Annotated in this window: 20 protein-coding genes and 1 pseudogene; 14 read left to right on the plus strand and 7 right to left on the minus strand. The window is 70.8% G+C overall.

Annotated features, from left to right (window positions below; genetic code table 11):
- Positions 1–69: 69 nt before the first annotated feature.
- Positions 70–2,475: a glycoside hydrolase family 2 TIM barrel-domain containing protein gene (locus O7635_RS16630; RefSeq protein WP_278081346.1), complete on the plus strand. Its 2,406-nt coding sequence runs from the start codon at positions 70–72 to the stop codon at positions 2,473–2,475.
- On the opposite strand, the gene ilvD is transcribed toward O7635_RS16630, so the two are convergent.
- Positions 2,476–4,323, minus strand: a complete 1,848-nt coding sequence (ilvD, locus tag O7635_RS16635; protein WP_278081347.1) for a dihydroxy-acid dehydratase — start codon at positions 4,321–4,323, stop codon at positions 2,476–2,478. It abuts the gene before it with no gap.
- 180 nt (positions 4,324–4,503) lie between these two features.
- On the opposite strand from ilvD, the gene O7635_RS16640 reads away from it, so the two are divergent.
- The 5 genes from O7635_RS16640 to serA all read left to right on the plus strand — a co-directional run bounded on the left by O7635_RS16640 (position 4,504) and on the right by serA (position 12,285).
- Positions 4,504–6,927, plus strand: coding sequence for a bifunctional diguanylate cyclase/phosphodiesterase (locus O7635_RS16640; protein WP_278081348.1), 2,424 nt, complete (start codon positions 4,504–4,506; stop codon positions 6,925–6,927).
- 187 nt (positions 6,928–7,114) lie between these two features.
- Positions 7,115–8,986 carry an acetolactate synthase large subunit gene (locus O7635_RS16645; RefSeq protein WP_278081349.1) on the plus strand — a complete coding sequence of 624 codons (1,872 nt, stop codon included), beginning with the start codon at positions 7,115–7,117 and terminating at the stop codon, positions 8,984–8,986.
- Positions 8,986–9,501, plus strand: a complete 516-nt coding sequence (gene ilvN, locus O7635_RS16650; RefSeq protein ID WP_278081350.1) for an acetolactate synthase small subunit — start codon at positions 8,986–8,988, stop codon at positions 9,499–9,501. The genes O7635_RS16645 and ilvN overlap by 1 nt, the downstream gene beginning before the upstream one ends.
- Before the next feature lie 29 nt (positions 9,502–9,530).
- Positions 9,531–10,544, plus strand: coding sequence for a ketol-acid reductoisomerase (ilvC, locus tag O7635_RS16655; RefSeq protein WP_278081351.1), 1,014 nt, complete (start codon positions 9,531–9,533; stop codon positions 10,542–10,544).
- A gap of 142 nt (positions 10,545–10,686) precedes the next feature.
- On the plus strand, positions 10,687–12,285 hold the full coding sequence (gene serA / locus O7635_RS16660; protein ID WP_278081352.1) for a phosphoglycerate dehydrogenase: 1,599 nt from the start codon (positions 10,687–10,689) through the stop codon (positions 12,283–12,285).
- Between the two features lie 58 nt (positions 12,286–12,343).
- Here the strand turns inward: serA and O7635_RS16665 are convergent, their stop codons facing one another.
- Positions 12,344–12,694, minus strand: a complete 351-nt coding sequence (locus tag O7635_RS16665) for a hypothetical protein (RefSeq protein ID WP_278081353.1) — start codon at positions 12,692–12,694, stop codon at positions 12,344–12,346.
- Positions 12,695–13,235: 541 nt separating this feature from the next.
- A complete protein-coding gene (locus O7635_RS16670; RefSeq protein WP_278081354.1) occupies positions 13,236–14,021 on the minus strand; it encodes an FAD:protein FMN transferase in 786 nt (261 codons plus the stop codon).
- Positions 14,022–14,228: 207 nt separating this feature from the next.
- On the opposite strand from O7635_RS16670, the gene O7635_RS16675 reads away from it, so the two are divergent.
- From O7635_RS16675 to O7635_RS16685, 3 genes are all read left to right on the plus strand, one after another.
- Positions 14,229–15,257, plus strand: a complete 1,029-nt coding sequence (locus O7635_RS16675) for a 3-isopropylmalate dehydrogenase (protein ID WP_278085497.1) — start codon at positions 14,229–14,231, stop codon at positions 15,255–15,257.
- Positions 15,258–15,385: 128 nt separating this feature from the next.
- A complete protein-coding gene (locus tag O7635_RS16680; protein WP_278081355.1) occupies positions 15,386–16,480 on the plus strand; it encodes a branched-chain amino acid aminotransferase in 1,095 nt (364 codons plus the stop codon).
- 789 nt (positions 16,481–17,269) lie between these two features.
- Complete coding sequence (locus O7635_RS16685) at positions 17,270–17,719, plus strand: hypothetical protein (RefSeq protein WP_278081356.1); 450 nt, start codon at positions 17,270–17,272, stop codon at positions 17,717–17,719.
- 254 nt (positions 17,720–17,973) lie between these two features.
- Here O7635_RS16685 and O7635_RS16690 read toward each other — a convergent pair whose 3' ends face one another.
- On the minus strand, positions 17,974–18,225 hold the full coding sequence (locus O7635_RS16690; RefSeq protein ID WP_278081357.1) for a hypothetical protein: 252 nt from the start codon (positions 18,223–18,225) through the stop codon (positions 17,974–17,976).
- A gap of 374 nt (positions 18,226–18,599) precedes the next feature.
- Here O7635_RS16690 and O7635_RS16695 point away from each other — a divergent pair, with 374 nt between their 5' ends.
- Positions 18,600–19,112 carry a hypothetical protein gene (locus O7635_RS16695; RefSeq protein ID WP_278081358.1) on the plus strand — a complete coding sequence of 171 codons (513 nt, stop codon included), beginning with the start codon at positions 18,600–18,602 and terminating at the stop codon, positions 19,110–19,112.
- Positions 19,113–19,135: 23 nt separating this feature from the next.
- Here the strand turns inward: O7635_RS16695 and O7635_RS16700 are convergent, their stop codons facing one another.
- Entirely contained in the window at positions 19,136–19,867 is a 732-nt protein-coding gene (locus O7635_RS16700) for a tyrosine-protein phosphatase (RefSeq protein WP_278081359.1), read from the minus strand.
- Between the two features lie 54 nt (positions 19,868–19,921).
- Positions 19,922–20,332 carry a PRC-barrel domain containing protein gene (locus tag O7635_RS16705; protein WP_278081360.1) on the minus strand — a complete coding sequence of 137 codons (411 nt, stop codon included), beginning with the start codon at positions 20,330–20,332 and terminating at the stop codon, positions 19,922–19,924.
- A gap of 242 nt (positions 20,333–20,574) precedes the next feature.
- Here O7635_RS16705 and cimA point away from each other — a divergent pair, with 242 nt between their 5' ends.
- Positions 20,575–22,164 (plus strand): citramalate synthase, encoded by a 1,590-nt coding sequence (gene cimA, locus O7635_RS16710; RefSeq protein ID WP_278081361.1) that lies wholly within the window; start codon positions 20,575–20,577, stop codon positions 22,162–22,164.
- Here cimA and O7635_RS16715 read toward each other — a convergent pair.
- Positions 22,161–23,096, minus strand: a complete 936-nt coding sequence (locus O7635_RS16715; protein WP_278085498.1) for an endonuclease/exonuclease/phosphatase family protein — start codon at positions 23,094–23,096, stop codon at positions 22,161–22,163. The genes cimA and O7635_RS16715 overlap by 4 nt on opposite strands.
- Positions 23,097–23,247: 151 nt before the next feature.
- Between O7635_RS16715 and O7635_RS16720 the strand changes: the two genes are divergently transcribed.
- The 3 genes and pseudogenes from O7635_RS16720 to O7635_RS16730 all read left to right on the plus strand — a co-directional run bounded on the left by O7635_RS16720 (position 23,248) and on the right by O7635_RS16730 (position 26,268).
- The gene (locus O7635_RS16720; protein ID WP_278081362.1) at positions 23,248–24,156 is read left to right on the plus strand and encodes an aminoglycoside phosphotransferase family protein; all 909 of its coding nucleotides are present in this window, start codon (positions 23,248–23,250) and stop codon (positions 24,154–24,156) included.
- 184 nt (positions 24,157–24,340) lie between these two features.
- Positions 24,341–25,309 (plus strand): annotated as a pseudogene (locus tag O7635_RS16725) (MoxR family ATPase); the annotation flags it as partial.
- Positions 25,306–26,268, plus strand: a complete 963-nt coding sequence (locus O7635_RS16730) for a DUF58 domain-containing protein (protein WP_278081363.1) — start codon at positions 25,306–25,308, stop codon at positions 26,266–26,268. The pseudogene O7635_RS16725 and the gene O7635_RS16730, both read left to right, overlap by 4 nt.

The following is a 26,268-nucleotide window of genomic DNA, read 5'->3' on the forward strand; positions in this document are numbered from 1 at the left end:
CCGCGGCCATCGTACCGTCAATTCCACTTATCCGGTTCAGCACTACGGATCGGCGAAGGGTCGAAGCCCATGCGGAAACCGCTTCATTCCGGCTGGGCACTGACGCCCGCGAGCGCCGACGGCGTGCCCGATCGGATAACAACGATCCCCGCGACCGTGCCGGGGTGCGTGCACACCGATCTGCTCGCCGCCGGCCTGATCCCCGACCCGTTCGTCGACGACAACGAGACGGCGCTGGCCTGGATCGGCGACGCCGCATGGCGATACACCACCACGTTCGACTGGCACGGGCCCGGCGGCCACGACCGGGTCGACCTCGTCTGCGAGGGCCTCGACACCGTCGCCGACCTCGAGCTCAACGGCGTCCCGCTGGGCAGCACGGCCAACATGCACCGGTCCTACCGCTTCGACGTGCGCGACGGCCTCCGTCCCGGCGCCAACGACCTGCGGATCACCTTCCATCCCGCCCGGGAGTACGCCCGGCACTGGCAGGAGCGGCTCGGCGACCGCCCGAACGCGTACCCGGAGCCGTTCAACTTCATCCGCAAGATGGCCTGCAACTTCGGCTGGGACTGGGGTCCAACCCTGGTCACCGCCGGCATCTGGCAACCGATCGGCCTCGACCTCTGGCACACCGCCCGCCTGGCCCAGGTCCGTCCATTGACGACGGTCAAGGACCACACCGGCCGCGTCGAGGTCCACGCCGATATCGAGCGAGCGAGCGAAGGCCCCCTCACGCTCACCGCCGCCATAGCCGGCCACCACGCCAGCACCACCGTCGACAACAGCACCGCGACGGTCACGGTCGAGGTGGCCGACCCACGCCGCTGGTGGCCCCGCGGCTACGGCGACCCGGACCGCTACGACCTCGAGGTCACCCTCACCGACGCCGCCGGCACGAAACTCGACACCTGGCACCGGAAGGTCGGCTTCCGCGACGTCCGTCTCGACACGACCCCGGACGAGCACGGCACCCCGTTCACGGTGACGGTCAACGACCAACCGATCTTCGTCCGCGGCGTCAACTGGATCCCCGACGACCCGTTCCCGAGCCGCATCACCAAGCAGCGCCTCGCGAAGCGGCTCGACCAGGCCACCGAGGCCAACGTCAACCTCCTCCGCGTCTGGGGCGGCGGCCGCTACGAGTCCGACCATTTCTACGACCTCGCCGACGAGCGCGGCCTGATGGTCACCCAGGACTTCCTCTTCGCCTGCGCCGCCTATCCCGAGGAGGAGCCGTTCGCCACCGAGGTCGCGGCCGAGGCGGCCGAACAGGTGGCCAGGCTCGCCAGCCACCCCAGCCTCCTCTGGTGGTGCGGCAACAACGAGAACATCTGGGGCCACGCGGACTGGGGCTGGCAGGAGCGCCTGCACGACAGGACGTGGGGCGCCGGCTACTACCACCGCGTCCTGCCCGAGATCGTCGAGCGACTGGACCCGACCCGCCCCTACTGGCCGGGCAGCCCGTGGTCCGGCCGCGCCGACCGCCACCCCAACGACCCGGCCCACGGCACCATGCACATCTGGGACGTGTGGAACCAACTCGACTACCACCACTACCGCGACCACGAGCCGCGCTTCGTCGCCGAGTTCGGCTATCAGGCCCCACCGACCTGGGCCACCGTCAAGGAAAGCATCACCGACGACCCACTGGCCCCCGACTCACCCGGCATGCGCCATCACCAGAAGGCCGCCGACGGCGACAAGAAGCTCCACCGTGGACTGGCGCAGCACTTCGGAGACCCGGCCACCACCGACGACTGGCACTACCTTACCCAGGTCATCCAGGCCCGCGCGATCCAGGAGGCCGTCGAGCACTTCCGCGCCCTCCGCCCGTACTGCATGGGCGCCATCGTCTGGCAGCTCAACGACTGCTGGCCGGTCACCTCGTGGAGCGCGATCGACGGCGCCGGCCGCCGCAAACCGATGTGGTACGCCCTCCGCCGCGCCTACGCCGACCGCCTACTCACCCTGGACGACCACCGCGCCGTGCTCGTCAACGAAACAGCGGAACCATGGCGCACGACCCTGACCGTCACGAGATCCACACTGGACGGCAAGCGCCTGGCCGTCACCGACGCGACGATCGAGGTGGCGCCCCACAGTAAAGCCAGCCACGACCTGGCCGACGACCTCAGCCACGCGAGCGACCCGACCGGCGAGGTCCTCTGGGCGGCGGCCGACGGTCAACGAGCCTGGTGGTTCTACGCCGAGGACAAGGACATCGCCTACCCCAAGGCGGAGTACGACGCGACCGTCCACCACCGACAGGGCGAGACGAAACTGGCGGTCACGGCCAGAACCTTCCTCCGCGACCTCACGGTCTTCCCGGACCGGCTGAACCCCGACGCCGAGGCCGACGACGCCCTCCGCACCCTCTTCCCCGGCGAGACGGTCACGTTCACGATCCGCGGAGCGACAGCAGCGGAGGACGGGCTCACCACCAAGCCCGTCCTCCGCTGCGTCAACGACTGACTACTCGGGAACCTTCCGGTACGCCCCGTCGCTGGCCGACGTCGCCATCGACGCGTACGCCCGCAAAGCCGCCGACACCGGCCGCTCCCGATCCACCGGCGTGTAGGGCTTGTCGCGCTTCTCCTGCGCCACCCGCCGCGCGTCGAGCACCTCGTCAGGCACGTTCAGCGTCAACGACCGCGCCGGGATGTCGATGACGATCTCGTCGCCCTCCTCGACCAGCGCGATCAGCCCGCCACCGGCCGCCTCGGGCGAGACGTGCCCGATCGACAGGCCGGACGTACCGCCGGAGAACCGCCCGTCCGTGATCAGCGCGCACGCCTTGCCGAGCCCGCGCCCCTTGAGGAACGAGGTCGGGTAGAGCATCTCCTGCATGCCCGGCCCACCCCGCGGCCCCTCGTAGCGGATGACCACGACGTCGCCCGGCTGGATCTCCTTGGCCAGGATCCCGTCGACGGCGGCCTCCTGCGACTCGAACACCTTGGCCGGCCCGCTGAACCGCCACAGCTCCTCGTCGACGCCGGCCGTCTTCACGACCGCGCCCTCGGGCGCCAGGTTGCCGTGCAGGATCGCCAGACCACCATCCGCGGTGTACGCGTGCGCGAAGTCCCTGATGCACCCGTCAGCGGCGTCGATGTCCAACGTGGACCACCGGTTCGCCGTGGAGAACGGCTCGGTCGTGCGCACCCCGCCCGGCGCCGCGTGGAACAGCTCCACCGCGGCCGGCGACGGCGACCCGCCCCGGATGTCCCACGCGGCGAGCCACGACGACAGGTCGGGGGAGTGCACCGAGTGGACGGACGTGTCGAGCGCGCCGCCCCGGGCCAGCTCGCCCAGGATCGCCGGGATGCCGCCGGCCCGGTGCACGTCCTCCATGTGGTATTTCTGCGTGTTGGGCGCCACCTTGGCCAGGCACGGCACCCGGCGCGAGATCGCGTCGATGTCGGTCACGCCGAAGTCGAGCTCCGCCTCCCGCGCCGCCGCCAGCAGGTGCAGCACGGTGTTGGTCGACCCGCCCATCGCCACGTCGAGCGCGACCGCGTTCTCGAACGCCGGCCGGGTCGCGATGTTGCGCGGCAGCACCGACTCGTCGTCGCCGTCGTAGTAGCGCCGCGCCAGGTCGACCACGGTGCGCCCGGCGTCGAGGAACAGCTGCCGCCGGGCCGCGTGCGTCGCCAGCGTCGAGCCGTTGCCCGGCAGCGACAGGCCGATCGCCTCGGTCAGGCAGTTCATCGAGTTGGCGGTGAACATGCCGGAGCAGGACCCGCAGGTCGGGCAGGCCGACTTCTCGATCTCGCTCAGCTCGGCATCGGTCACCTCGTCGTTGGACGCCGCGATCATCGCGTCGATCAGGTCGAGCTTGTTGCGCACGACGCCGTCGACCGCGACGGTCTTGCCAGCCTCCATCGGCCCGCCGGAGACGAACACCGTCGGGATGTTGAGCCGGAGCGCCGCGAGCAGCATGCCGGGCGTGATCTTGTCGCAGTTGGAGATGCAGACCAGGGCGTCGGCGCAGTGCGCGTTGACCATGTACTCCACCGCGTCGGCGATCAGCTCCCGGCTCGGCAGCGAATAGAGCATGCCGCCGTGGCCCATCGCGATGCCGTCGTCGACCGCGATCGTGTTGAACTCGCGGCCCACACCGCCGGCCTCGGTGACGGCCTCGGAGACCAACGCGCCCATGTTGCGGAGGTGCACATGCCCGGGTACGAACTGCGTGAAGCTGTTGGCGATGGCGACGATCGGCTTGCCGAAGTCGTCGTCGGTCATACCGGTGGCCCGCCAGAGGGCTCGGGCGCCGGCCATCGTCCGTCCGTGTGTCGAGGTTCTGGAACGCAGCTCAGGCATGTTGTCAAGTCTCGCACCAGGAAACCGGAAGAGCGCGCGTCAGGTACGCCATACGTCCACCAGACGGGACGACAGCCGACGTGATTCGCACCATATGCCGGAATGTGCGCTAACAGTTAGTACGCTACGCGTCGCACACAGAGTCCCCCATGGGTCAATTCGATCCGGCACAGTTGATGCGTGCACTTCGGGACCGGTGCCGCACTGGCCGCCGCCGCAGGCACCTTGGCGGCCGCGGTCGTCACGGTCCTGCTGGTCTCCTCCGCACGCGCCCGTGTCGGCGCGGCCCGCCAGGCTCACCTCATGCTCGCGATCGGCAGCGCGCTCGCCGCGTTGACCACCGCCATCGCGCTCGTCGGCGTCCTCACCTTCGCCGAGCACTGGAGCCACCACCAGTCGGCCCGCACCAACTTCGCGGTCGGCATCGGCATCGGCACCGCGATCAGCGCCGGCGTGATGTGCGCGGGCCTGCTCCGGCTGCCCTGGGCCGCCGGGACGCGGCGCATCGCCGGCCGGCACCTGCTCGACGCGCTGGTGATCGCGTTCGCCCTCTGGTTCGTGGGCTGGGTGCTGATCTCACCGCCGACCCAGGTCTTCGGGACAGCGACCCCGCGCCCGTGCGTCGGCATCTTCATCGCCGCCGGCGCCGCCGCGCTCGCCGTGGGCATCGTCGTGATCGTCACCATGCGCGGCGCCGGCTCGCGGCTGCGCCTGCTGCTGATGGGCTGCGGCGCGGTCTCGGTCGCCGCGTGCGGTGTCGGGCTGACCGCCGGGCTGTGCCAGGCCGGTCCGGGCCTGGCCACGCTGAGCGGCGTCGTGATGCCGATCGCGCTGATGGTCGTCGCGTTCGCCGGTCGCGGCCGCGACACCGAGGCCATCGCCGAGCTCGACGTGATCCGCCGCGGCACCACCTACGCGTTCGTGCCGATGATCGCGATGGCGGTCGCCGGCATGGTGCACGTGATGACCGGCGGCCAGATCACCGCGATGGGCATCGCGCTCGGCAGCCTCGAGGGCTTCGCGCTGGTCGTGCGCCAGATGGTGGCGCTGCGCGACGTGCGCAGCTACGCGATCCGCCTCCAGGACCGCGAGGCGCACTTCAAGGAGCTGGCCCACACCGACCCGCTCACCGGGCTGGCCAACCGGCGCGGCCTGCTGCGCGCGCTGGCCGAGGAGGTCGGCCCCGACAAGCCGTGCGTGCTGCTCGGCCTCGACCTCGACGGCTTCAAGAACGTCAACGACATGCGCGGCCACGACGTCGGCGACGACGTGCTGGTCGAGGTCGGCCAGCGGCTCCGGATGAACCTGCGCCCCGGCGACCTGGCCGCCCGGCTCGGCGGCGACGAGTTCGCGGTGCTGATGTGGGCCAAGCCGCACGAGGCCCAGGGCGCCGCCGAACGCCTGCTCGGGGTGCTCAACAAGCCCTACGAGCAGGAGTCCGGCCGGGTCTTCCTGAGTGTCAGCATCGGCGTCGCGGGCGCCGACACCGCGGCCGACGACGCCACGCTGCTGCAGCACGCCGACCTCGCCCTGCGCTACGCCAAGCAGCGCGGCAAGAACCGGGTCGAGCGCTACCACGCCTCCTACGACCAGCTGCTGCGCCGGCGCACCACGCTCGAGCACGAGATGCGCGGCGCGATCGAGCGCGGCGAGCTCCACCTCGCGTTCCAGCCTGTCGTGATCATGCCGTCGGTCCGCCCGGTCGGCGCCGAGGCCCTGCTCCGCTGGCACCACCCCGAGCTCGGCGCGGTGCGGCCCGACGAGTTCATCCCGATCGCCGAAGAGTGCGGGATGATCGCCAAACTCGGCGCCTGGGTCCTGCACCAGGCCTGTCACCAGCTCTCGCGCTGGTTGGCCGACGGGCACGACGTCTGGGTCAGCGTCAACGTCTCGCCGCGCGAGCTGCACGCGCCCGTCTACGTCGACCAGGTCGCCGAGGCGCTGCGGGCCCACCGCGTGCCGCCGCAACGACTGGTGCTCGAGGTGACCGAGCACGCGGTCGCCACCGACCTCGACGAGCTGATCAAGCGGCTGCGGGCGTTGCGGGCGATCGGCGTACGCATCGCGCTCGACGACTTCGGCACCGGTTACTCCTCGCTGGGCCAGCTGCGCCGGCTGCCGATCGACATCCTCAAGATCGACCACAGCCTGGTCGCCGAGAGCGACCCGGCCGACGACGGGTTCCCACCGCTGGTGACACTGGCGGGCGGCCTCGAGCCGCTGGGCCGCAACAAGGCCGTCCGCCCGCAGGGTGGTCCGCTCGTCGACATCGTCGTGCGGCTCGGCCATCGGCTCGGGCTCGAGGTGATCGCCGAGGGCGTCACCAACCAGCGCGAGCAGGCGGCGGTGGTCGGCGCCGGCTGCCGCTTCGGCCAGGGTCAGCTGTTCGGCTGGGGCGTGCCGGCCGAGCACCTGGAGGCCATGCTCGACGCCGCGACGTCACCCGGCGCGCGCCCCGACAAGGTCAAGCGGACCCCCACCGAGAAGATTGCTGATCGCCCTGCGTGTGGGGAGCTCGCGCCGCCCGCCCAGCGACCCGCCCCGACACCCGTCGCCCAAGATGTGGGATCAGTTGACTCATCCCGCGAGATACGCCAGAGTTAACCGCATGTCGCCACGCTGGTCGTCTCGAGTACTTACCTGAGCGCACTCTCGTTCCTGGAGAGTGCGCCGGCCCCGTGCATCTGCACGAGGGCCATTTTTGTGCCCGGACACACGTGACCCCCATCACGGGCGGTCACCACAGACCGCCAACACCACACGAGCGCAGCACCGAGCGAAGGCACCCGCCATGACGAGACCCACTCCCGAGACCGTCGCCCACCGGATCCACGCCACTCCGGCGACCGTCGCCGCCCAGGCCGCACACGGCCACGCCGAGCGTCAGGCCGAGCGCACCCCGCCGGCCCAGCCCGCCCCGGTCAAGCTCACCGGAGCGCAGTCACTCGTCAAGTCGCTCGAGTCGCTCGGCGTCGACGTCGCGTTCGGCATCCCCGGTGGGGCGATCCTCCCCGCGTACGACCCGATCTACGACTCGTCGGTCCGCCACATCCTCGTCCGCCACGAGCAGGGCGCGGGGCACGCGGCCACCGGCTACGCGCAGGCCACCGGCAAGGTCGGCGTCTGCATCGCCACCTCCGGGCCGGGCGCGACCAACCTCGTCACGCCCATCGCCGACGCGTACATGGACTCGGTCGCGGTCGTGGCGATCACCGGTCAGGTGGCGCGGCCCGCGATCGGCACGGACGCCTTCCAGGAAGCCGACATCCAGGGCATCACGCTGCCCATCACCAAGCACAACTTCCTCGTGCAGAACGCCGAGGAGATCCCGCGGGTCCTGGCCGAGGCGTTCCACCTCGCCAGCACCGGCCGTCCGGGCCCCGTCCTGGTCGACGTGCCCAAGGACGTGCTGCAGGCGCAGACCACGTTCGCCTGGCCGCCGACCCTGGACCTGCCCGGCTACCGGCCCACGCTGCACCCGCACGGCAAGCAGATCCGTGAGGCCGCGCGGCTGATGAGCGGCGCCAAGCGCCCCGTGCTCTACGTCGGCGGCGGCGTGCTCAAGGCCGGCGCCACCGACGGCCTGCGCAAGCTCGCCGAGCTGACCGGCATCCCCGTCGTCACCACGCTGATGGCCCGGGGCGCGTTCCCCGACTCGCACCAGCAGCACCTCGGCATGCCCGGGATGCACGGCAGCGTCGCGGCCGTCTACGCGCTGCAGAAGGCCGACCTGCTGGTCGCCCTCGGCGCCCGCTTCGACGACCGGGTGACCGGCAAGCTCGACTCGTTCGCGCCCGACGCGGCGATCGTGCACGCCGACATCGACCCGGCCGAGATCGGCAAGAACCGCGCCGCGGACGTCCCGATCGTGGGCGACGCGAAGTACGTCATCGACGAGCTGATCGGGGCGATCACCGCCGAGCAGGCCGCCGGCCGCAAGGGCGACCGCACCGCCTGGTGGGCCCAGCTCGACGACCTGCGCCAGCGCTACCCGCTCGGCTACGACGAGCCGTCCGACGGCACGCTCGCGCCGCAGTACGTGATCGAGCGGATCGGCAAGATCGCCGGCCCCGAGGCGATCTACTGCGCCGGCGTCGGCCAGCACCAGATGTGGGCGTCGCAGTTCATCCAGTACGAGAAGCCGTACACCTGGCTCAACTCCGGCGGCGCCGGCACGATGGGCTACGCCGTCCCGGCCGCGATGGGCGCGAAGGTCGGCCTGCCCGGCACGACGGTCTGGGCGATCGACGGCGACGGCTGCTTCCAGATGACCAACCAGGAGCTGGCCACCTGCGCGCTGGAAGGCATTCCGATCAAGGTCGCCGTGATCAACAACGGCAACCTCGGCATGGTGCGCCAGTGGCAGACGCTGTTCTACGGCGAGCGCTACTCCAACACCGACCTGGGTACGCACAAGCACCGCATCCCTGACTTCGTGAAACTCGCCGAGGCGTTGGGCTGCATCGGGCTGCGCTGCGAGACCAAGGAAGACGTCGACAAGACGATCGAGGCGGCGATGGCGATCAACGACGCGCCCGTCGTCATCGACTTCGTGGTCGGCAAAGACGCCATGGTGTGGCCGATGGTGGCCGCCGGCACCAGCAACGACGAGATCATGTTCGCCCGCGGCGTCCGCCCGGCCTTCGACGAGGATGAGTTGTGATGTCCAAGCACACACTGTCGGTGCTCGTGGAGAACAAGCCCGGTGTCCTGGCCCGGGTGTCGGGGCTGTTCTCCCGGCGGGGCTTCAACATCGACTCGCTGGCGGTCGGGGAGACCGAGCACCCCGAGATCTCCCGCATCACGATCGTGGTCAACGCCGACGAGTCGCCGCTCGAGCAGGTCACCAAGCAGCTCAACAAACTGGTCAACGTGCTCAAGATCGTCGAGCTGGACCCGGTGCAGTCGGTGCAGCGCGAGCTCGTCCTGGTCAAGGTGCGCGCCGACCGCGCGATCCGCTCGCAGGTGCTCGAGACGGTCAACCTGTTCCGCGCCCGCGTCATCGACGTGGCTCCGGACACGTTGACTATCGAAGCGACCGGCACCGCGGACAAGCTGGACGCGCTCCTGCGCGACCTCGAACCGTACGGGATCAAGGAGATGGTCCAGTCCGGGATGGTCGCGATCGGGCGCGGCTCCCGTTCCATCACGACCGGCCCGGCGCTTCGCGCCGCCTGACACAGCACCACCACGCGAGAGGGAAGTTCATGACCGCAGAGGTTTTCTACGACGACGACGCCGACCTGTCGATCATCCAGGGCAAGAAGGTCGCCGTCCTGGGCTACGGCAGCCAGGGGCACGCGCACTCGCTGTCGCTGCGTGACTCCGGCGTCGACGTCGTGATCGGTCTGCCGGAAGGCTCCAAGAGCCGCGAGAAGGCGCAGGAGCAGGGCCTGCGGGTCGAGACTCCGGCCGCCGCCGCGGCCGAGGCCGACGTCATCATGGTGCTCGCGCCCGACACCGCGCAGCGCAAGCTCTACGCCGAGGCGATCGAGCCGAACCTGAGCGCGGGCAAGGCGCTGTTCTTCGGCCACGGCCTCAACATCCGGTACGGCTTCATCGAGCCACCGGCCAACGTGGACGTCGCCATGGTCGCGCCCAAGGGCCCCGGACACCTCGTGCGCCGCCAGTACGTCGACGGCAAGGGCGTGCCGGTGCTCGTCGCCGTCGAGCAGGACGCCACCGGCAACGGGCTCGCGCTCGCCCTCTCGTACGCCAAGGCGATCGGCGGTCTGCGGGCCGGCGGCATCAAGACCACCTTCAAGGAAGAGACCGAGACGGACCTCTTCGGCGAGCAGGCGGTCCTTTGTGGAGGCGCGTCGGCGTTGGTGCAGACCGGCTTCGAGGTCCTCACCGAGGCGGGCTACGCACCCGAGATCGCCTACTTCGAGTGCCTGCACGAGCTCAAGCTCATCGTCGACCTGATGTACGAGGGCGGCATCGCCCGCATGCGCTACAGCGTCTCGGACACCGCCGAGTACGGCGACTACTCCCGCGGCCCGCGCGTCATCGACGCCCGCGTCAAGGAGGAGATGAAGCGCATTCTCAGCGAGGTGCAGTCCGGCGAGTTCGCGCGCGAGTGGATCGCCGAGGACGACAACGGCCGGCCCAACTTCACCAAGTGGCGGCAGGAGGGCGCGGCTCACCCGATCGAGGAGACCGGCCGCAAGCTGCGCGGAATGATGAGCTGGGTCGACCGCCCGATCACCGAGACCGCGTGAGCCCGACCACCCCCTCCGGGGCGAAAGCTCCCGTTGTGAGCCCAAACACGCCATAGGGAGAACCTGGGGCGCGGGCCGGCCGCCTACCATTTCAGTGGTAGGCAGCCGCTGCCGGCGCCCCTTCCCTAATTTACGAGGACCTATGACTCCCGTCGTTCTTATCGCCGAAGAACTGGCCCCCGCCGCCATCGACGTGCTCGCGCACGACTTCGACGTCCGGCACGTCGACGGCTCCGACCGCGAGGCGCTGCTGCCGGCGCTCGCCGAAGCCGACGCGGTGATCGTCCGCAGCGCCACCCAGATCGACGCCGCCGCCATCGCGGCCGCGCCGCGCCTCAAGGTCGTCGCCCGCGCCGGCGTCGGCCTCGACAACGTCGAGGTGCCCGCCGCCACCGCGCGCGGCGTCATGGTGGTCAACGCGCCGACGTCCAACATCGTGTCCGCGGCCGAGCAGGCGGTCGCCCTGCTGCTCGCGGTCGCGCGCAACACGGCGAGCGCGAGCACCGCGCTCAAGGCGGGGGAGTGGAAGCGGTCCAAGTACACCGGCGTCGAGATCCAGGGCAAGACCGTCGGCGTGGTCGGCCTCGGCCGCATCGGCGTGCTGTTCGCCCAGCGGATCGCCGCGTTCGGCACGCGGCTCATCGCCTACGACCCCTACGTGCAGCCCGCCCGGGCCGCGCAGCTCGGCGTGCGCCTCGTGGGTCTGGAGGAGTTGCTGCGGGAGAGCGACTTCATCTCCATCCACCTGCCGAAGACGCCCGAGACCGTCGGCCTGATCGGTGAGAAGGAGCTGGCGCTGGTCAAGCCGGGCGTCCGCATCGTCAACGCCGCGCGCGGCGGGCTGATCGACGAGCAGGCGCTGGCCGACGCGATCGCGGAGGGCCGGGTCGGGGGCGCCGGCATCGACGTGTACGCGAAGGAGCCGTGCACCTCCTCGCCGCTGTTCGCGTTCGACAACGTGGTCGCCACCCCGCACCTGGGCGCGTCCACAGCCGAGGCCCAGGACAAGGCCGGCCTCGCCGTCGCCCGCTCGGTCAAGCTGGCGCTGCAGGGCGAGTTCGTGCCCGACGCCGTCAACGTCCAGGCCGGCGGCGTCGTCGCCGAGGACGTGCGGCCGCTGCTGCCGCTCGCCGAGAAGCTCGGCCGCGCCTTCACCGCCGTCGCGGGTGGCGTCGCCGCCAGCGTCACCGTCGAGGTGTCCGGCGAGATCCTCGGCAACGAGGTGTCGGTGCTCAAGCTCGCCGCCACCAAGGGGCTGTTCGCCTCCGTCGTCGAGGAGCAGGTCACCTACGTCAACGCGCCGCACATCGCGGCCGACCGGGGCGTCGAGGTCGACCTCGTCACGCTGGCCGACACCGCCGAGCAGCCCACGCTGGTCACCGTCCGCGGCGCGCTGCCCGACGGCCGCACCGTCAGCGTCTCCGGCACCGTCACCCTCTCGGGCAGCCGCGAAGTCGCCAAGCTGACCGAAGTGGACGGTTTCGCGCTCGAGCTGGCCGCCGACGGCATTCTGTTGTTCTTCCGCTACGCGGACCGGCCCGGCGTGGTCGGCGCGATCGGCTCGATCCTCGGCGAGGCCGGCGTCAACATCGCCGCCATGCAGGTCGCCCGGCGTGAGGCCGGCGGTGAGGCGCTGATGACGCTGACCGTCGACAACGCCGTCGACGCGGAACTGCTGGCCGTGGCTCAGGAGAAGATCGGCGCCGGCTCGGCGAGCGCGGTCGACCTGCGCACCGAATAGGTCACACGCACGAAAGCGGGACGGGCCTGGCCCGTCCCGCTTGCGTTTGTCAGTCCTCTCAGGACGTCATGGCGCCGGGCGGGTAGACCGTGTTGCCCTGGGGGTCGAACAACATCAGGCCGTGCTTGCCGGCGAGCTCCTCGACGGCCAGCAGCACCTCGTCCGGGCAGTCCTCGTCGAGCTTCATCTCGACGTGGTCCGTCGCCACGTGCAGGGGCGTGACCGCCCAGGGCGAACCGTTCGCATCCCGGTCCGGGTACGACGCCGTCACCGCGGCGTAGAAGTCGGCGATCCGCGGGTGCGGCGCACCGTCATCGTGCTCGCCCTGTTGGCACAGCTCGAACGCCGCGCCCACATCGTCTGCCGAGGCGCCCGGGTCCATCGCCCAGACCACCAAATCGAAACTCACATCCCGTACTGTGCCATATGGCTTGGGCGCTTCGTGGCGCCGAGTAGGTCGTGTTCCGCGCCGCCGGGCCGCCCTTGCTTCGCTTGGCGGCCCGGCGGCGCGGAACACGACCGCGCCACTACGCTTCCTCGCGTGTGCAGGCACCGCGGCGGGTGCCCACTAGTCGCCACGGTTTGCGGTTGACCGTCTTGGGTCTGGGACTCGCAAGGGCTTGTCGACTTTCGCCGCGTTGATCTGTGCGGGTGGTCTTTGGGTTGCGCAGTGGTCGCATCGCCGTTGACTAACAGTGCGGCTGGTGGATGCACTTTTCTTGCCCTAATGCGATCAGCTCCCCCGACCGCCTCGGCAACGGCGGTGGGGGAGCTGACCTACGTTCGCGTGCGCTGGTTGCGCACTACGGAGGGTGGTTACGAGCACGGCTTGGAGATGGTCACCCGAAGACCTTTCCTCGCCGAGAAACCTCACTGCGTAACCGCTCGAACACGCTATCGATTGTGCGCTCGGGGGCGCAAGGGTCAGTTGTGGTGCGCGTGTCGCGACGCTACTCGGCCAACAGGCTCGCGGTGTAGCCCGTGGGCGTCGGGAACCAGGTCATTCCAGCCTCGCCGGCCGCGTAGAGGGCCGTGGCGTAGGCGTCGGCCACCGCCAGGTCAGGGCCCATCACCGTGGCGGCGCGGACCTCGTCGACGGGGGCGGCGCTGTGTGGGTTGATCACGTGGCCGCGGCGGCCCGTTACGCCGCTCGTGCCGATGGCGCCGGCCGTCAGCTCCAGGTGCACCGGCTTGCGGCGCGCCTCGTACGGGTGGTGCACCGCCACTCGCCACGGGCCGCCGTGCGGGGCGTTTCCGCGTACCGTCAGGTCTCCGCCGCTCGCGACCGCGTAGTCGGTGATGCCCGCCGCCCGGACCCGCGCGGCGGCCCGCTCCATCGCCCAGCCCTTGACCAGGGCGCTGGGGTCGAAGCCGCCGGGGGCCGACCAGGCGTCGAACCAGCCGTCGGTGGCCGCGCGCATGGCGTCGCAGCGGGCGACCAGATCAGCCAGCGGCGCGTACGCGTCGGCGGAGACCTCGCCGCGACGCAGGCGCGCGACCAGGCTCGACTCTCTGATCGGGCTGTAGGCGACGTCGATCGCGCGGAGCTCGCCGACCGCGTCGGCGATGGCGGCCGCCAGGTCGCGGCGGCTCATCGCGGCCGGACTGACGAGCGTCAGCGTGAAGCCCGCGGTCGAGGTCTGCACGGTGTGGTGTGCGACCAGGCCACCGTTGGCGGCGGCGGGGTGGGCGATGGTGGTGGCCGAGCCGCCGCCGAGGCGTAGGTCTGGGCGCATTGGGCCCCCTTCCGGCGTGGACTCCACTAAACCTAGGATTTGCAAGTGACGGGGGCATGAGCACCGGCTGAGAGTTTCCTGAGCGCATTGGCCGGATTCGGCGGCGCCTGGGCCCGATTCCGCATCGTGGGAGCCGCATACCGGTTGTCGGGACGATGGCTTAACGTTTGTTAGACCTTTCGCAGACGAAGGAGCTTTGACGTGTCAGTGGCGCGGATCGCGGTGGTGGCCGGCGACGGCATCGGTCCCGAGGTGATCGGCCAGGCGCGCAAGGTGCTCGACGCGGTGCTCCCGGGAGTCGAGGCGACCGAATACGACCTCGGCGCCGCGCGCTACCACCGGACCGGCGAGGTGCTGCCGGACTCGGTCGTCGACGAGCTGCGGGGGCACGACGCGATCCTGCTCGGCGCCGTCGGCGACCCGACCGTGCCGCCGGGCGTGCTCGAGCGCGGGCTGCTGCTCAAGCTCCGGTTCGTCTTCGACCAATACGTCAACCTGCGCCCTTCGCGCCTCTTCCCGGGCGTGGCAAGCCCGCTGGCCGGGGTCAAGCCCGGCGAGATCGACATGATCGTCGTGCGTGAGGGCACCGAGGGTCTCTACGCCGGCGCCGGCGGCGGCCTCCACCGGGGCACGCCCGCCGAGATCGCGACCGAGGAGAGCCTCAACACCCGGCACGGCGTCGAGCGGGTCATCCGTGACGCGTTCGCCCGCGCCGAGCGCCGCCCGCGCCGCAAGGTCACCCTCGTCCACAAGACCAACGTGCTCACCCACGCCGGATCGCTGTGGTCGCGCACCTTCGAGGCCGTCGCCGCCGAGCACCCCGACGTGGCGACCGAATACCAGCACGTCGACGCGGCCGCGATGTTCCTCGTGACCCAGCCGCAGCGCTACGACGTCATCGTCACCGACAACCTCTTCGGTGACATCCTCACCGACATCGCCGCCGCCGTGACCGGTGGCATCGGCATGGCCGCCAGCGGGTGCATCAACCCCGAGCGGACCCACCCGTCGATGTTCGAGCCGGTGCACGGCTCCGCGCCCGACATCGCCGGCAAGGGCGTGGCCGACCCGGCCGCCGCCGTGCTCTCCGTGTCGCTGCTGCTCGACCACCTCGGGCACGCCGACGCGGCACACCGAGTAGCCGAGGCGGTCGCCGCCGAGCTGGCCGGGCGCACGTCCGGCACGCCGCTGCGTACCGCCGAGGTTGGTGATCGGCTCGCTGCCGCGGCGGTCTGAGCCCATTCTTCGCCCGCACCGGGTGACCGGTGCCCTCTCGCCCTTGAACGACCGTTCGGGGTAAGTTTCTTTCGCAGCCTTTACTGAGCGTTGCCGGCGCGCGCCGGCTTACCTGGAGGTCCAACGCGATGAGCGGTGGTGACAAGCTCGACTTCGAGATTCGCCCGAATCCCCAGCCGGTACCCGCCGCCGAGCGCGCCGCGCTCATGGTCGACCCCGGTTTCGGGCGGGTCTTCACCGACCACATGGTGACCGCCCGTTACGCCGACGGAAAGGGTTGGTACGAGGCCCGCGTCGAAGCCCGCGCGCCGATCCAGATGGACCCGGCCAGCGCGGTGCTGCACTACGCGCAGGAGATCTTCGAGGGCCTCAAGGCCTACCGCAACGCCGACGGCACGGTCACCATGTTCCGCCCGGAGGCCAACGCGGCCCGGTTCACCACGTCGGCCACCCGCCTGGCGATGCCCCACCTGCCCGAAGGCGCGTTCGTCGACTCGCTGCGCCGCCTCATCAGCATCGACCGCGAATGGATCCCGCGGGACGACGAAGGCAGCCTCTACCTGCGCCCGTTCATGTTCGCCAGCGAGGTCTTCCTGGGCGTCCGCCCGGCGATGGAATACCTCTATGTCGTCATCGCGTCGCCGGTCGGCTCCTACTTCAAGCACGGCATCAAGCCCGTCAACGTCTGGGTGAGCCCGAACTACACGCGTGCGGCGCCGGGTGGCACGGGCGCGGCGAAGTGCGGCGGCAACTACGCCGCGTCGCTGCTGCCGCAACAGGAGGCCGCCGCCAACGGCTGCGACCAGGTGGTCTTCCTCGACGCGGTCGAACAGCGCTGGATCGACGAGCTCGGCGGGATGAACATCTTCTTCGTCCACGACGACGGCACCCTCGTCACCCCGCCGCTCGGCACGATCCTCCCAGGCATCACCCGCGAGGCCATCATGCGACTGGCCAGTGAGGACGGTCGCGCGGTGATCGAGCGACCGGTGTCGTTCGACGAGTGGCGCGCCGACGCGGAGGCGGGCCGGATCCGCGAGGCCTTCGCGTGTGGCACGGCCGCGGTCATCACCCCGATCGGCGAGGTCCGCTTCGAAGGCGGCTCCTTCAAGCTCGGCGACGGCGGCTCGGGCGAGGTGACGATGGGGTTGCGCAAGCGCCTGGTCGACATCCAGCGGGGGCGCGTCGCGGATCCCTACGGTTGGGTGCACAAGGTCCTCTGAGGAATGTCGCTGCGGCGCGTCGGGAAGCTTTCCCGACGCGCCGTTTGCTGTGCCCGGGTTCGCGGTGGGCACGACCGTCGCTCCCGCCGGAACGCGGCGCCCGCGCCGGGTAGCGCTCAGATCTATTGTGGACTTTGACGGCCGCGGTGCCCGGCCGCCGATGACTCGACCTGCGGCGCGCGGCGTGGGGTTCCCCTGGAGGGAGGGCTTCGCGCGGTGCGTTCGCCGGGTCCGCGCCATGTTGCTCCTCGCTGACCCTCCCACCACCCGTTGGCCGGCGCGGGCCGGCTGCCGCATTAGAGCCCAAGTCCAAGCGTTCGGCGGGCACCGCGCTTGGCTTCGAGGTCGCTGACACCTCATTAGGGCCGTCGGTGGTGAGCTATTCAACATTGTGGCTGCGGCGATGGCTGGCTGCGTCCCCTCGTCGCCTGGCGATGCGTTGTGGCGCGGCTGTCATCCGAGCAACCCCGTCTTGCCAAGGTTGGGTCGCCGTTGGGCGGGGGCCTAGGTTGGCGGAGCGTTGCATTCGAGGTCGGCCCAGGTGGCGGGCTATTCGCGTTGGGTGCTGGTTGGCTCCTCGCTTGCGAGGCCGGTGATCGCATCGGGGCAAGCAGGCCCGATGATGGCCGTCCGAAGTGGTCGGTCGCGCCGCGTTGCCGCTTCCCTACTCGTGCCGTGACCTAATCATTCGGGCAGGTGCATCCGCACCGAACGGATGAGAAGGCGGGGCGACAGCCGTGCCGGGCATGATCTAGCGTCTCCCGTCGGAATCCATCGAAAGGAATATTCGTGTCCGACGAGGTCACCACCCCTCCGCCCGCCGCACCGGTCGCTGCCCCGCCCGCCACCGGCCCGCAGCCCGGCGCGCCGGCCCCTGAACCGGTCAAGTCCGGCAAGGGCAAGCAGATCCGGAACCTCATCCTGCGCATCGTCGCGGTACCGGCGGTCCTGATCGTGGGCGGCATCATCTGGGCGTTCGCCAGCGGCGACCCCACCATGGCCAAGTCCGGCGACTGCCTCATCGGCCAGCAGGCAGACGACATCAAAATCGTCGGCTGCGACGACGCGACCGCCGAATGGAAGGTCGTGGGCAAGGTCGAGGGCGTCAGCGAAGCGGACTACAACGCGACGCAGGACGACACCAGCTGCACCTCCTACACGACCGCAACGGCATCGTTCTGGTCAGGCAAGAAGGGCGGCAGCGGCGACGTGCTCTGCCTGGAGCCGCTCAAGAAGTGATACCGACCGACGCCGGCCATCTACGGATGGCCGGCGTCGCGCCGTCAGTGCGGCCCGGGCCTGTCGACCGCCGCCTACGGCGCCGCTGTGCCAACCTCGGTCACATAGGTCGCGGTGCGTCCTTTGCCGCAGGGGGCTGGGCGGCTGGGCGATGGTCTTCTGAGTTGCGGCTTGGCCGGTGGCTGCGCTTTGGTCTGGTGGGTTGCGGTGCGTGCCTTTGCGGCGGCTTGGCTGGGCGGCTGCGCCTCGGTCACTTAGGTCGCGGTGCGTGCCTTTGCGGCGGCCTGGCTGGGCGGGCGCGCGTTGGGATTCGTGGTTTGCGGTGCGTGCCTTTGCGGCAGCCTGCTGGGTGGCTGCGCCTTGGTTTTGCGGGTTGCGGTCCGTGCCGCTGCGGCGGCTTGGCTGGGCGGCTGCGCCTTGGTTTCGTGGGTTGCGGTGCGTGCCTTTGCGGCAGCCTGGCCGAGCGTCTCGGCCTCGGTCACGTCGGCCGCCGCGATTGCCTCCACGACAGCGCTGTAGCGGCCGGCGCCATCGCCCAGACCGGTGCGCCGGGCGCTCCCGACCGGCAACACTTCGAACCAACCGCGCCATCCACTGATGTATCAATTTGAATGTAAGCGGCTGGTGCTCAACGCTTCCACGACCCTGATGCGGACGACGCGACCGTAATACACGCCGAATCCGGGTGGCGGATCGCAGGGCGGAAGCGCGACCGAGCGCTCCCGGGGGCGTCGGCGACGCGCGACCGGCACGCAGACGCGGCATCGACCTCATCCGTTAGATGGCTGATGTTCGCCGAATAGATGATCAACCCGGTGCGGCGCGGTTGGGATTGATCATCTAGCCTCCCGTTCGGAGTTTGATCTTCGAGAGGAACATCGTGTCCGAGCAGTCCACGACCCCGCCGCCCGCGCCGCAGCAGCCGCAGCAGCCGGCGGGGGCGCCTACGCCGCCGCCCGGCGGTACGTTGCCCACCTTCACCCCTCCGCCTCCCGGCGCGTTTCCCGCGGATGGGCCGCAGATGGCCGATCCGACCAGGCCGAGCAACAAGCGGATCGCCCTTCGGAAATTCCTGTTCAGCATCGTCGGGCTGGTTCTGGTGTTGGTGGTCGGCTTCATCTGGTCGGTCGCGACCGGTGACCCGTCGATCGCCTCGACCGGTGACTGTCTGGTCGGGCAGGAGTCGGACAAGATCAAGGTTGTCGGTTGCGACGACGCGGCCGCGGAGTGGCGGGTCGTGAGCGAGGTCGAAGACGTCCGCGAGGAGGACTTCGACGCCGCCGGCGAGAACTTCAACGGCTGTGTCGCTCAGCCCAGCGCGACCGCGTGGTTCTGGTCGGGGACCGAGGGCGGCAAGGGCGACGTGCTCTGCCTCGAGCCCATCAAGAAGTAACGCCAGGACGGGGAGCGGCGCGGCTACGGGCGCTCCCCGTCTGTCAACAGGTGCGACCGCAGGGCGGCCAAATCTTCGGGAGTCAGGCCGGCGTGACGGGCGTACGCCTCGACCGAGCCGTGCCGATCCCGCAGCTCCTTCAGGAACAGCAGCATCGCCGCCGCGGGGGAGGCCATGAACGGGGCCGGCAGCGGCTCCGACGTCGGGATTGTCGAGCGTATCCACGCCGAGAAGCGTTCCGACGCCTCGGTGCTCAGGGCGTAGTCCGCCGCCACGTCGTCGTCGCTCACGCCGAGCAAGGACAGCGTCAGCGCGCACACCACGCCGGTGCGGTCCTTGCCGGCCACGCAGTGGACGAGCACCGGCGCCGCGTCGGGGTCCGCGATCACCTTCAGCGCCGCGCCGATGCCCGCGGTGCCCAGCTCCGCGAGCTCCCGGTAGCGGTCGGCGATGAACCGGTCAACCTCTTCCGAAGGCCCCGACACCGCCCACTCGGGGTGCTCCGGGTGGATGTGCCGGTAGGACAGGCCGGGATAGTCGACCACCCGGCCGTCGCGGGCCACCTCGCGTGGGCGGCGCAGGTCGAGGACCGTGCGCACGCCCAGCGCGGGCAGCTCCGCCGAAGACACGCGGTGCACCGAGTCGGATCGGAACACCCGCCGCCACCGGACGGTGCGGCCGTCCAGGGCGGCGTAGCCACCGATGTCGCGGAAGTTGAAGACGCCGTCGAACGAGTAGGACCGGTTCAGCTCCATGCCGAGCAGATTATCCCACCCGGCACACTCCACATCGGACACGAACAACGGCGGCTACAGCCCGCCGTACGTCCCGCCGTAGTAACCACCGACCCGGTTCCGGTAGGTGTCGTCAGCGGGCGCCGACTCGTCGTACTCCGGCGCGTCCTTGATCTGGTCCTTGCTCCGGTCGACGTGCACGCGCCGCTCCGCGTGGTCGACGCTCTTGACCACACCGGCGGGCAGCATGACCTTCTTGCCGAAGATCCACGTGCCGGTGTCGACCACCAGGAAGCTGGCGGCCACCTCGTCGCTCGCACTGTCGATCTTGCCAGTGTCGCCGTCGCTCGCCGACACCTTGTAGCCCACCAGGTCCGAGCCCGTCACGCCCGCCTCGTCGCGGAACGACCACGGGTCGAAGGCGCCGGTCGGTACGCCACCGGAGGCGCCGGACGGTGGGGTCGGCGAAGGGTTAGTGGAATCCATCGCAAGCTCGTACCCGGCACACCAAGGGCGAAAACCACCAACGGGTGATCCCGACATGTGGTCAACCGTTTGGTGTCACGGCGTGGCCATGGCAAAGTACGGAGCGTGACACCGCTTGCCCTCATTATTGGCAGCTAGCGCGCCGGCATCCCACACCGCCGAGCGCGCAGACCTCCCGCATTCGCGGGGGGTCTTTTTGTTGCGGCGCCAGGCCCCACCGCTTCCGGAGAGGAACCAGGACCATGCCCTACCAGGTGTACGACACCACGCTGCGCGACGGGGCACAGCGCGAGGGGATCAGTTACTCGGTGGTCGACAAGCTCGCCGTCGCCCGCCTGCTCGACGAGTTCGGCGTCGGTTTCATCGAGGGCGGCTGGCCCGGCGCGATGCCCAAGGACACCGAGTTCTTCCAGCGCGCGGGCAAGGAGCTCGACCTCAAGCACGCACAGCTGGTCGCGTTCGGGGCCACCCGCAAGGCCGGTGTCGGTGTCGACGAGGACCCGCAGGTGCGCGCGCTGCTCGACGCCGAGACGCCGGCCGTCTGCCTGGTCGCCAAGTCCGACATCCGCCACGTGGAGCGGGCGCTGCGCACCACCGGCGACGAGAACCTCGCGATGGTCCGCGAGACGGTCGCCCACTTCGTGAAGAACGACCGCCGCGTCTTCCTGGACTGTGAGCACTTCTTCGACGGCTTCCGGCACGACCCGCAATACACGGCGGCCGTCGTGCGGGCCGCGTTCGACGGCGGCGCCGAGCGGGTCGTCATGTGCGACACCAACGGCGGGATGCTGCCGAGCCGGATCACCGCCGCGATCGAGGACCTCTCCGCGCGCCTGGGCGTGCGCCCGGACCAGCTCGGCATCCACTGCCAGAACGACACCTCCTGCGCGGTCGCCAACACGGTCGCCGCGGTCGAGGCCGGCGTCGAGCACTTCCAGTGCACCGCCAACGGCTACGGCGAACGCCCCGGCAACGCCGACCTGTTCGCCGTCGTCGCGAACCTGCAACTCAAGCTGGGCCTGCCTGTCCTACCGGAGGGCTGCCTGGAACAGGCGATGCGGGTCTCCCACTCCATCGCCGAGATCGCCAACATCGCACCCGACACCCACCAGGCGTACGTGGGAGCGGCGGCGTTCGCCCACAAGGCGGGCCTGCACGCGAGCGCGATCAAAGTGGATCCCCTGCTCTACAACCACGTCGAGCCCTCGGTCGTCGGCAACGACATGCGGATCCTGGTCACCGAGATGGCCGGCCGGGCCAGCATCGAGCTCAAGAGCCGCGAGCTCGGCATCGACCTGGCCGGCCATCCGACCGAGCTGTCCCGGGTCACCCAGCGGGTCAAGGACCTCGAGGCCGGCGGCTGGTCGTTCGAGGCCGCCGACGCGAGCTTCGAGCTGCTCGTCCGCGGCGAGCTCGGCGAGGTGCCGCGGCCGTTCGCGCTGGAGTCCTACCGGGTGCTGGTCGAGCACCGCGAGGACGGCGCGGTGGTTTCCGAGGCGACGGCCAAGGTCCGCGTACGCGGCGAGCGCGTCATCGCCACCGCCGAGGGCAACGGCCCGGTCAACGCGCTCGACGAGGCGCTGCGGCTGGCCCTGTCGAAGCACTACCCGGAGCTGGCCAGCTTCGTGCTCGCCGACTACAAGGTGCGCATCCTCGAAGGCTCGCACGGTTCCGAGGCGGTCACCCGCGTGCTGGTGGAGACCCACGACGGCAAGGGCCGCGACTGGACCACGGTCGGCGTGCACGAGAACGTGGTCGAGGCGAGCTGGCACGCCCTCGTCGACGCGCTCACCTACGGCCTCAACCGGCAACCGGCCGCCAACAACAGCTAGGCCGGCGGCAACGAGACTTCCGCGAAGACGGCGCTGTGGTCGCTGCCCGGCAGCGGCCACACCTCGTAGGAGCGGACGGCCAGGCGTGGGTCGATGAGGATGTGGTCGATCGCGATCGGCGGCAGCGAGAAGCCGTGGTCGATCGGTCGCCACGTCCCGCGCAGGCCCCGCCCGGTGTTCGCCGCCGCGTCCTCGTAACCGGTGGCCAGCAACGCCCGCATCGGTGAGTGGTCCAATGTGGCGTTGAAGTCGCCCATCAACAGCCGCACCGGACCGTCCGGTGTGGCCGGTTGCTGGCCGCGCAGCCCGGCGAACCAGCACGGCACGTCGGCCAGGCTCAGCGGCGCGCAGGAGTGCACCGACTCGATCACCAACGGCGCGGCACCGTCCACAGTGACCGTCGCGTAGGCCTGCGTGAAACCCGAGTCGTCCTTGTGCACCCCGACGCCCGTCAACGGCAGCCGGGAGTAGAGCCCACCGTTGACGTAGATCGCCGGGTCGTCGACGATCCGGTGCGGCAGCACAGATTGGATCCCCGCCGCGTCGAACGCCTTGATGAACTCCGCGTTGAGCTCCTGCACGGCGAGCACGTCGACCCGGTGCCGGCGGACCAGCTCGACCAGCGCCGCCGGATCGGCCTCACCGTGCTTGATGTTGGCGGTCAGCACCCGCAGCCGCGGCCCGCCCACATCGGCCGCCGTCCCCGCCACCGCCCGCGGCAGCACCACGCCGGTCAGCGCGACCAGTGCGGCCGCCGCCACCGCGGCCGCCCGCCACCGCCGCATCGCCAGCGCGCCGACAAGTGGCAGCACGCTGAGCCCCGCCGCGTACGGCGTGTAGGCCACCAGGTGCACCAGCGGGCCGCGCTCGAGCCCGGCGAGTCGTACGGCCGCCAGCGCCGCACCCGGTGTGACGGCGAGCCAGCAACCCACTGTCGCCGCGACCGACCGCCCCCGCTGGTCGGGCGCGGCGCCGATCTGCTGGCCCGTCGTCCACACACAGAGCACGCTAACCAGCCCGTGTGGAGGAATGGTGCGCTTCCAGGGAAGATCCACCCTGCGGATGTGGCGGTATGGTCGCCCGGTGCCCGTCGAGGTGGAAGCCGTCTGCGCCGCCTTCGGCCTGCCCGCCGAGCGCGCCACGCTCCGCCCGCACGCGTACTCCAGCAGCCGCACCTGGCAGCTGACCACTGACGGCCGACAGTTCCTGGTCAAGGACGTCCCGGGGGACTGGCCGGCCGAGCGCGCGGCGGCGATGGCTTTCGAGAAGGACGCCGCCGCGGCCGGCATCCCGGTGCCGCGCCAGCTCGCGCCCCTGAGCCCCGCGTTCGGCTGCGCCACCCGCCTGCCCGACAACAGCCTGGTACGCGTGTCCGAATGGGTCGACGGCCGCCCGGCGCGGCCCACGGACGACCTGGCCGACTGGCTCGGCACCACCCTGGCCCGGCTGCACGCCCTGCGCCCCCTGCCGGAGGCGGAGCCGGTCGTCTACGGCATCCACCCGCCCGAGCGTTGGGCCCAGTGGCTGGCGGCCGGCCGGCGCCGCCCCTGGGCCGACATCCTCGCCCGCCGGCTGGACGACCTCGCCGAGACGACGGACTGGGTGGCCGCCGCCTTCCGCGCCGCCGGCGACTACGTGTTCACCCATCGCGATCTCGAGCCTTGGAACGTCCTGCTCACCCCGACCGGCCCGGTGATCATCGACTGGGACGGCGCCGGCCCCGACAGCGCCGGCCTCGTCGCCGCCCACGCCGCGTACTCCTTCGGTGTCGACGCCAACGCCTACGAAGCCCATGGCGGCCGTCTCCCGCCGGTGGGGGACCGCCTCGCCCGGCGGGCCGGACTCATGCTGAGCCGCCTCGCCGAGCGTCTCCAACGGACGCTCGGCGACCTTGATCCAGGGCCGTTCGCCATCGACGACCTCGACCGCACGGCCACCGAGCGGCTGCGCGATCTGCCGACTTTCGTGGCTGAGCTGCGCAAATTAAAATGATCACCAACAAATTGGGCTAAAAGGGCTACCAAGCCGGTGGTCAACCGGGAGTCTCGACATCATGACGCCCAGCCTGCCGCCTCCGTCCGAGTTCGACTTCGCGGAGGAGACTCCCGACGAGGCATACGCGGCCGGCTCCGACCCGGCCGCCGCGCACCGCACCGGCGCCGTGCTGGAAGAGGTGCTCTTCGAGGTCAAACGGGTGATCGTCGGGCAGGACAAGCTGGTGGAGCGCTTGGTCGTCGCCCTGCTGGCCGACGGGCACTGCCTGCTGGAGGGCGTGCCTGGCGTGGCCAAGACGCTGGCGGCGCAGACGCTGGCCGAGACGGTCGGCGGCACCTTCAGCCGCATCCAGTTCACCCCCGACCTGGTCCCGTCCGACATCGTCGGCACCCGGATCTACCGGTCGTCGACCGAGTCCTTCGACGTCGAGCTCGGCCCGGTGATGGCCAACCTCGTCCTGGCCGACGAGATCAACCGGGCCCCGGCCAAGGTGCAGTCGGCGCTGCTGGAGGCGATGGCCGAGCGCCAGGTCTCGATCGGCGGCCGGAGCTGGCCCGTACCCGAGCCGTTCCTGGTCCTGGCGACCCAGAACCCCATCGAGTCGGAAGGCGTCTACCACCTCCCGGAGGCGCAACGCGACCGCTTCCTCATGCGGGTCGTCGTCGGCTACCCGACCGACGAGGAGGAGCTCGGCATCCTCTACCGGATGAGCGGCGAGCGGCCTCAGCCCCGCCGCGTGCTCGACCCGGCCCGCCTGCGCGAGCTGCAGGGCCTCAACCGCAAGGTCTTCGTGCACCACGCCATCGCCGAGTACGTCGTCCGCCTCGTGCTGGCCACCCGCGAGCCGACGCGGTTCGGCCTGATCGAGGTGGCCAAGCAGCTCGCGTACGGCGCGAGCCCGCGGGCCACCCTCGGCCTGGTCGCCGCCGCCCGCGGGCTGGCCCTGCTGCGCGGCCGGGACTACGTGGTGCCGGACGACGTCCGCGAGCTGGCCACCGAGGTGATCGCCCACCGGCTGGTGCTGTCCTTCGACGCCGTCGCCGACGGGGTGTCCGCGGAGTCCGTCGTGGACAAGCTCGTCGAGGTGGTCCCGCCGCCGCACCTGGCCACGGAGACCGACGCGGAGCTTCGGGGACTGGCGGCGGCGTGAGCGGGCGCGCGGCCGCGACGACCGTGCGGCAGCTGGCGCCGGAGGAGCGGCTGCGCCGGCTCGAGCTGATGGTCACCCGCCGGCTCGACGGGATGTTGCAGGGCCAGTATCTCGGCCTGCTGCCGGGTCCTGGGTCGGAGTTCGCGGGGTCGCGGGAGTACCGGCCGGGTGAGGACGAGGTGCGCTGGATGGACTGGGCCGTCACGGCTCGGACCAATGTGCCGCACGTGCGGGAGGTCGACGCCGACCGGGAGCTGACCACCTGGGTGCTGGTCGACGGTTCGGCCAGTATGGACTTCGGCACCGCCGAGGTGGAGAAGCGGGAGTTGGCCGTTGCGGCCGTGGCGGCGGTCGGCTTCCTGACCGCCGGCGCCGGCAACCGGCTCGGCGCGCACGTGCTGCGGCGCGACGGCATCCGGCGGGTCCCGCCGCGCACCGGCCGCGTGCACCTCCAGGCCCTGCTGCACGACCTGCTCGGCGCCGACCGGGACGCGGCCGACACCGTGACGACCAACCTGGCCACCGCCATCGAGGGGCTGCAGCGTTCCGCGATCCACAGGGGACTGGCCGTGGTCGTATCCGACTTCCTCGACGACGACCTCGGTTGGGAACGACCGCTCAAGCTGCTCGCCGCGCGCCACCAGGTGCTGGCCGTCGAGGTGACCGACCCGCGCGAGCTCGACCTGCCGGACGTCGGCCTGATCACGCTCGTCGACCCGGAGACCGGCCGCCGGCGCGAGGTCTCGACGGGCAACCGCAAGCTGCGCGAGCGCTACGCGGCGGCCGCCAAGGAGCAGCGTGCGGCGGTGGCCGCCGCCCTGCGCCGCACCGGTGCCAGCCACCTTCCACTGCGGACGGATCGGGACTGGGTCGCCGACATCGTGCACTACGTGCTCCACCAGCGCCGGCGGGCCGCGGCCGCGCCGGCCCGCCCGCGGCCCGCCGGAGGTGCCGGGTGA

This window comes from Asanoa sp. WMMD1127 (genome assembly GCF_029626225.1).
Classification (GTDB): domain Bacteria; phylum Actinomycetota; class Actinomycetes; order Mycobacteriales; family Micromonosporaceae; genus Asanoa.

Excerpts from the sequence above, each read along its gene's own strand:
- O7635_RS16630 (WP_278081346.1), top strand. The coding sequence starts at position 70 with ATGCGGAAACCGCTTCATTCCGGCTGGGCACTGACGCCCGCGAGCGCC.
- ilvD (WP_278081347.1), bottom strand. The coding sequence starts at position 4,323 with ATGCCTGAGCTGCGTTCCAGAACCTCGACACACGGACGGACGATGGCC.
- O7635_RS16645 (WP_278081349.1), top strand. The coding sequence starts at position 7,115 with ATGACGAGACCCACTCCCGAGACCGTCGCCCACCGGATCCACGCCACT.
- ilvN (WP_278081350.1), top strand. The coding sequence starts at position 8,986 with ATGTCCAAGCACACACTGTCGGTGCTCGTGGAGAACAAGCCCGGTGTC.
- ilvC (WP_278081351.1), top strand. The coding sequence starts at position 9,531 with ATGACCGCAGAGGTTTTCTACGACGACGACGCCGACCTGTCGATCATC.
- serA (WP_278081352.1), top strand. The coding sequence starts at position 10,687 with ATGACTCCCGTCGTTCTTATCGCCGAAGAACTGGCCCCCGCCGCCATC.
- O7635_RS16670 (WP_278081354.1), bottom strand. The coding sequence starts at position 14,021 with ATGCGCCCAGACCTACGCCTCGGCGGCGGCTCGGCCACCACCATCGCC.
- O7635_RS16680 (WP_278081355.1), top strand. The coding sequence starts at position 15,386 with ATGAGCGGTGGTGACAAGCTCGACTTCGAGATTCGCCCGAATCCCCAG.
- O7635_RS16700 (WP_278081359.1), bottom strand. The coding sequence starts at position 19,867 with ATGGAGCTGAACCGGTCCTACTCGTTCGACGGCGTCTTCAACTTCCGC.
- O7635_RS16705 (WP_278081360.1), bottom strand. The coding sequence starts at position 20,332 with ATGGATTCCACTAACCCTTCGCCGACCCCACCGTCCGGCGCCTCCGGT.
- cimA (WP_278081361.1), top strand. The coding sequence starts at position 20,575 with ATGCCCTACCAGGTGTACGACACCACGCTGCGCGACGGGGCACAGCGC.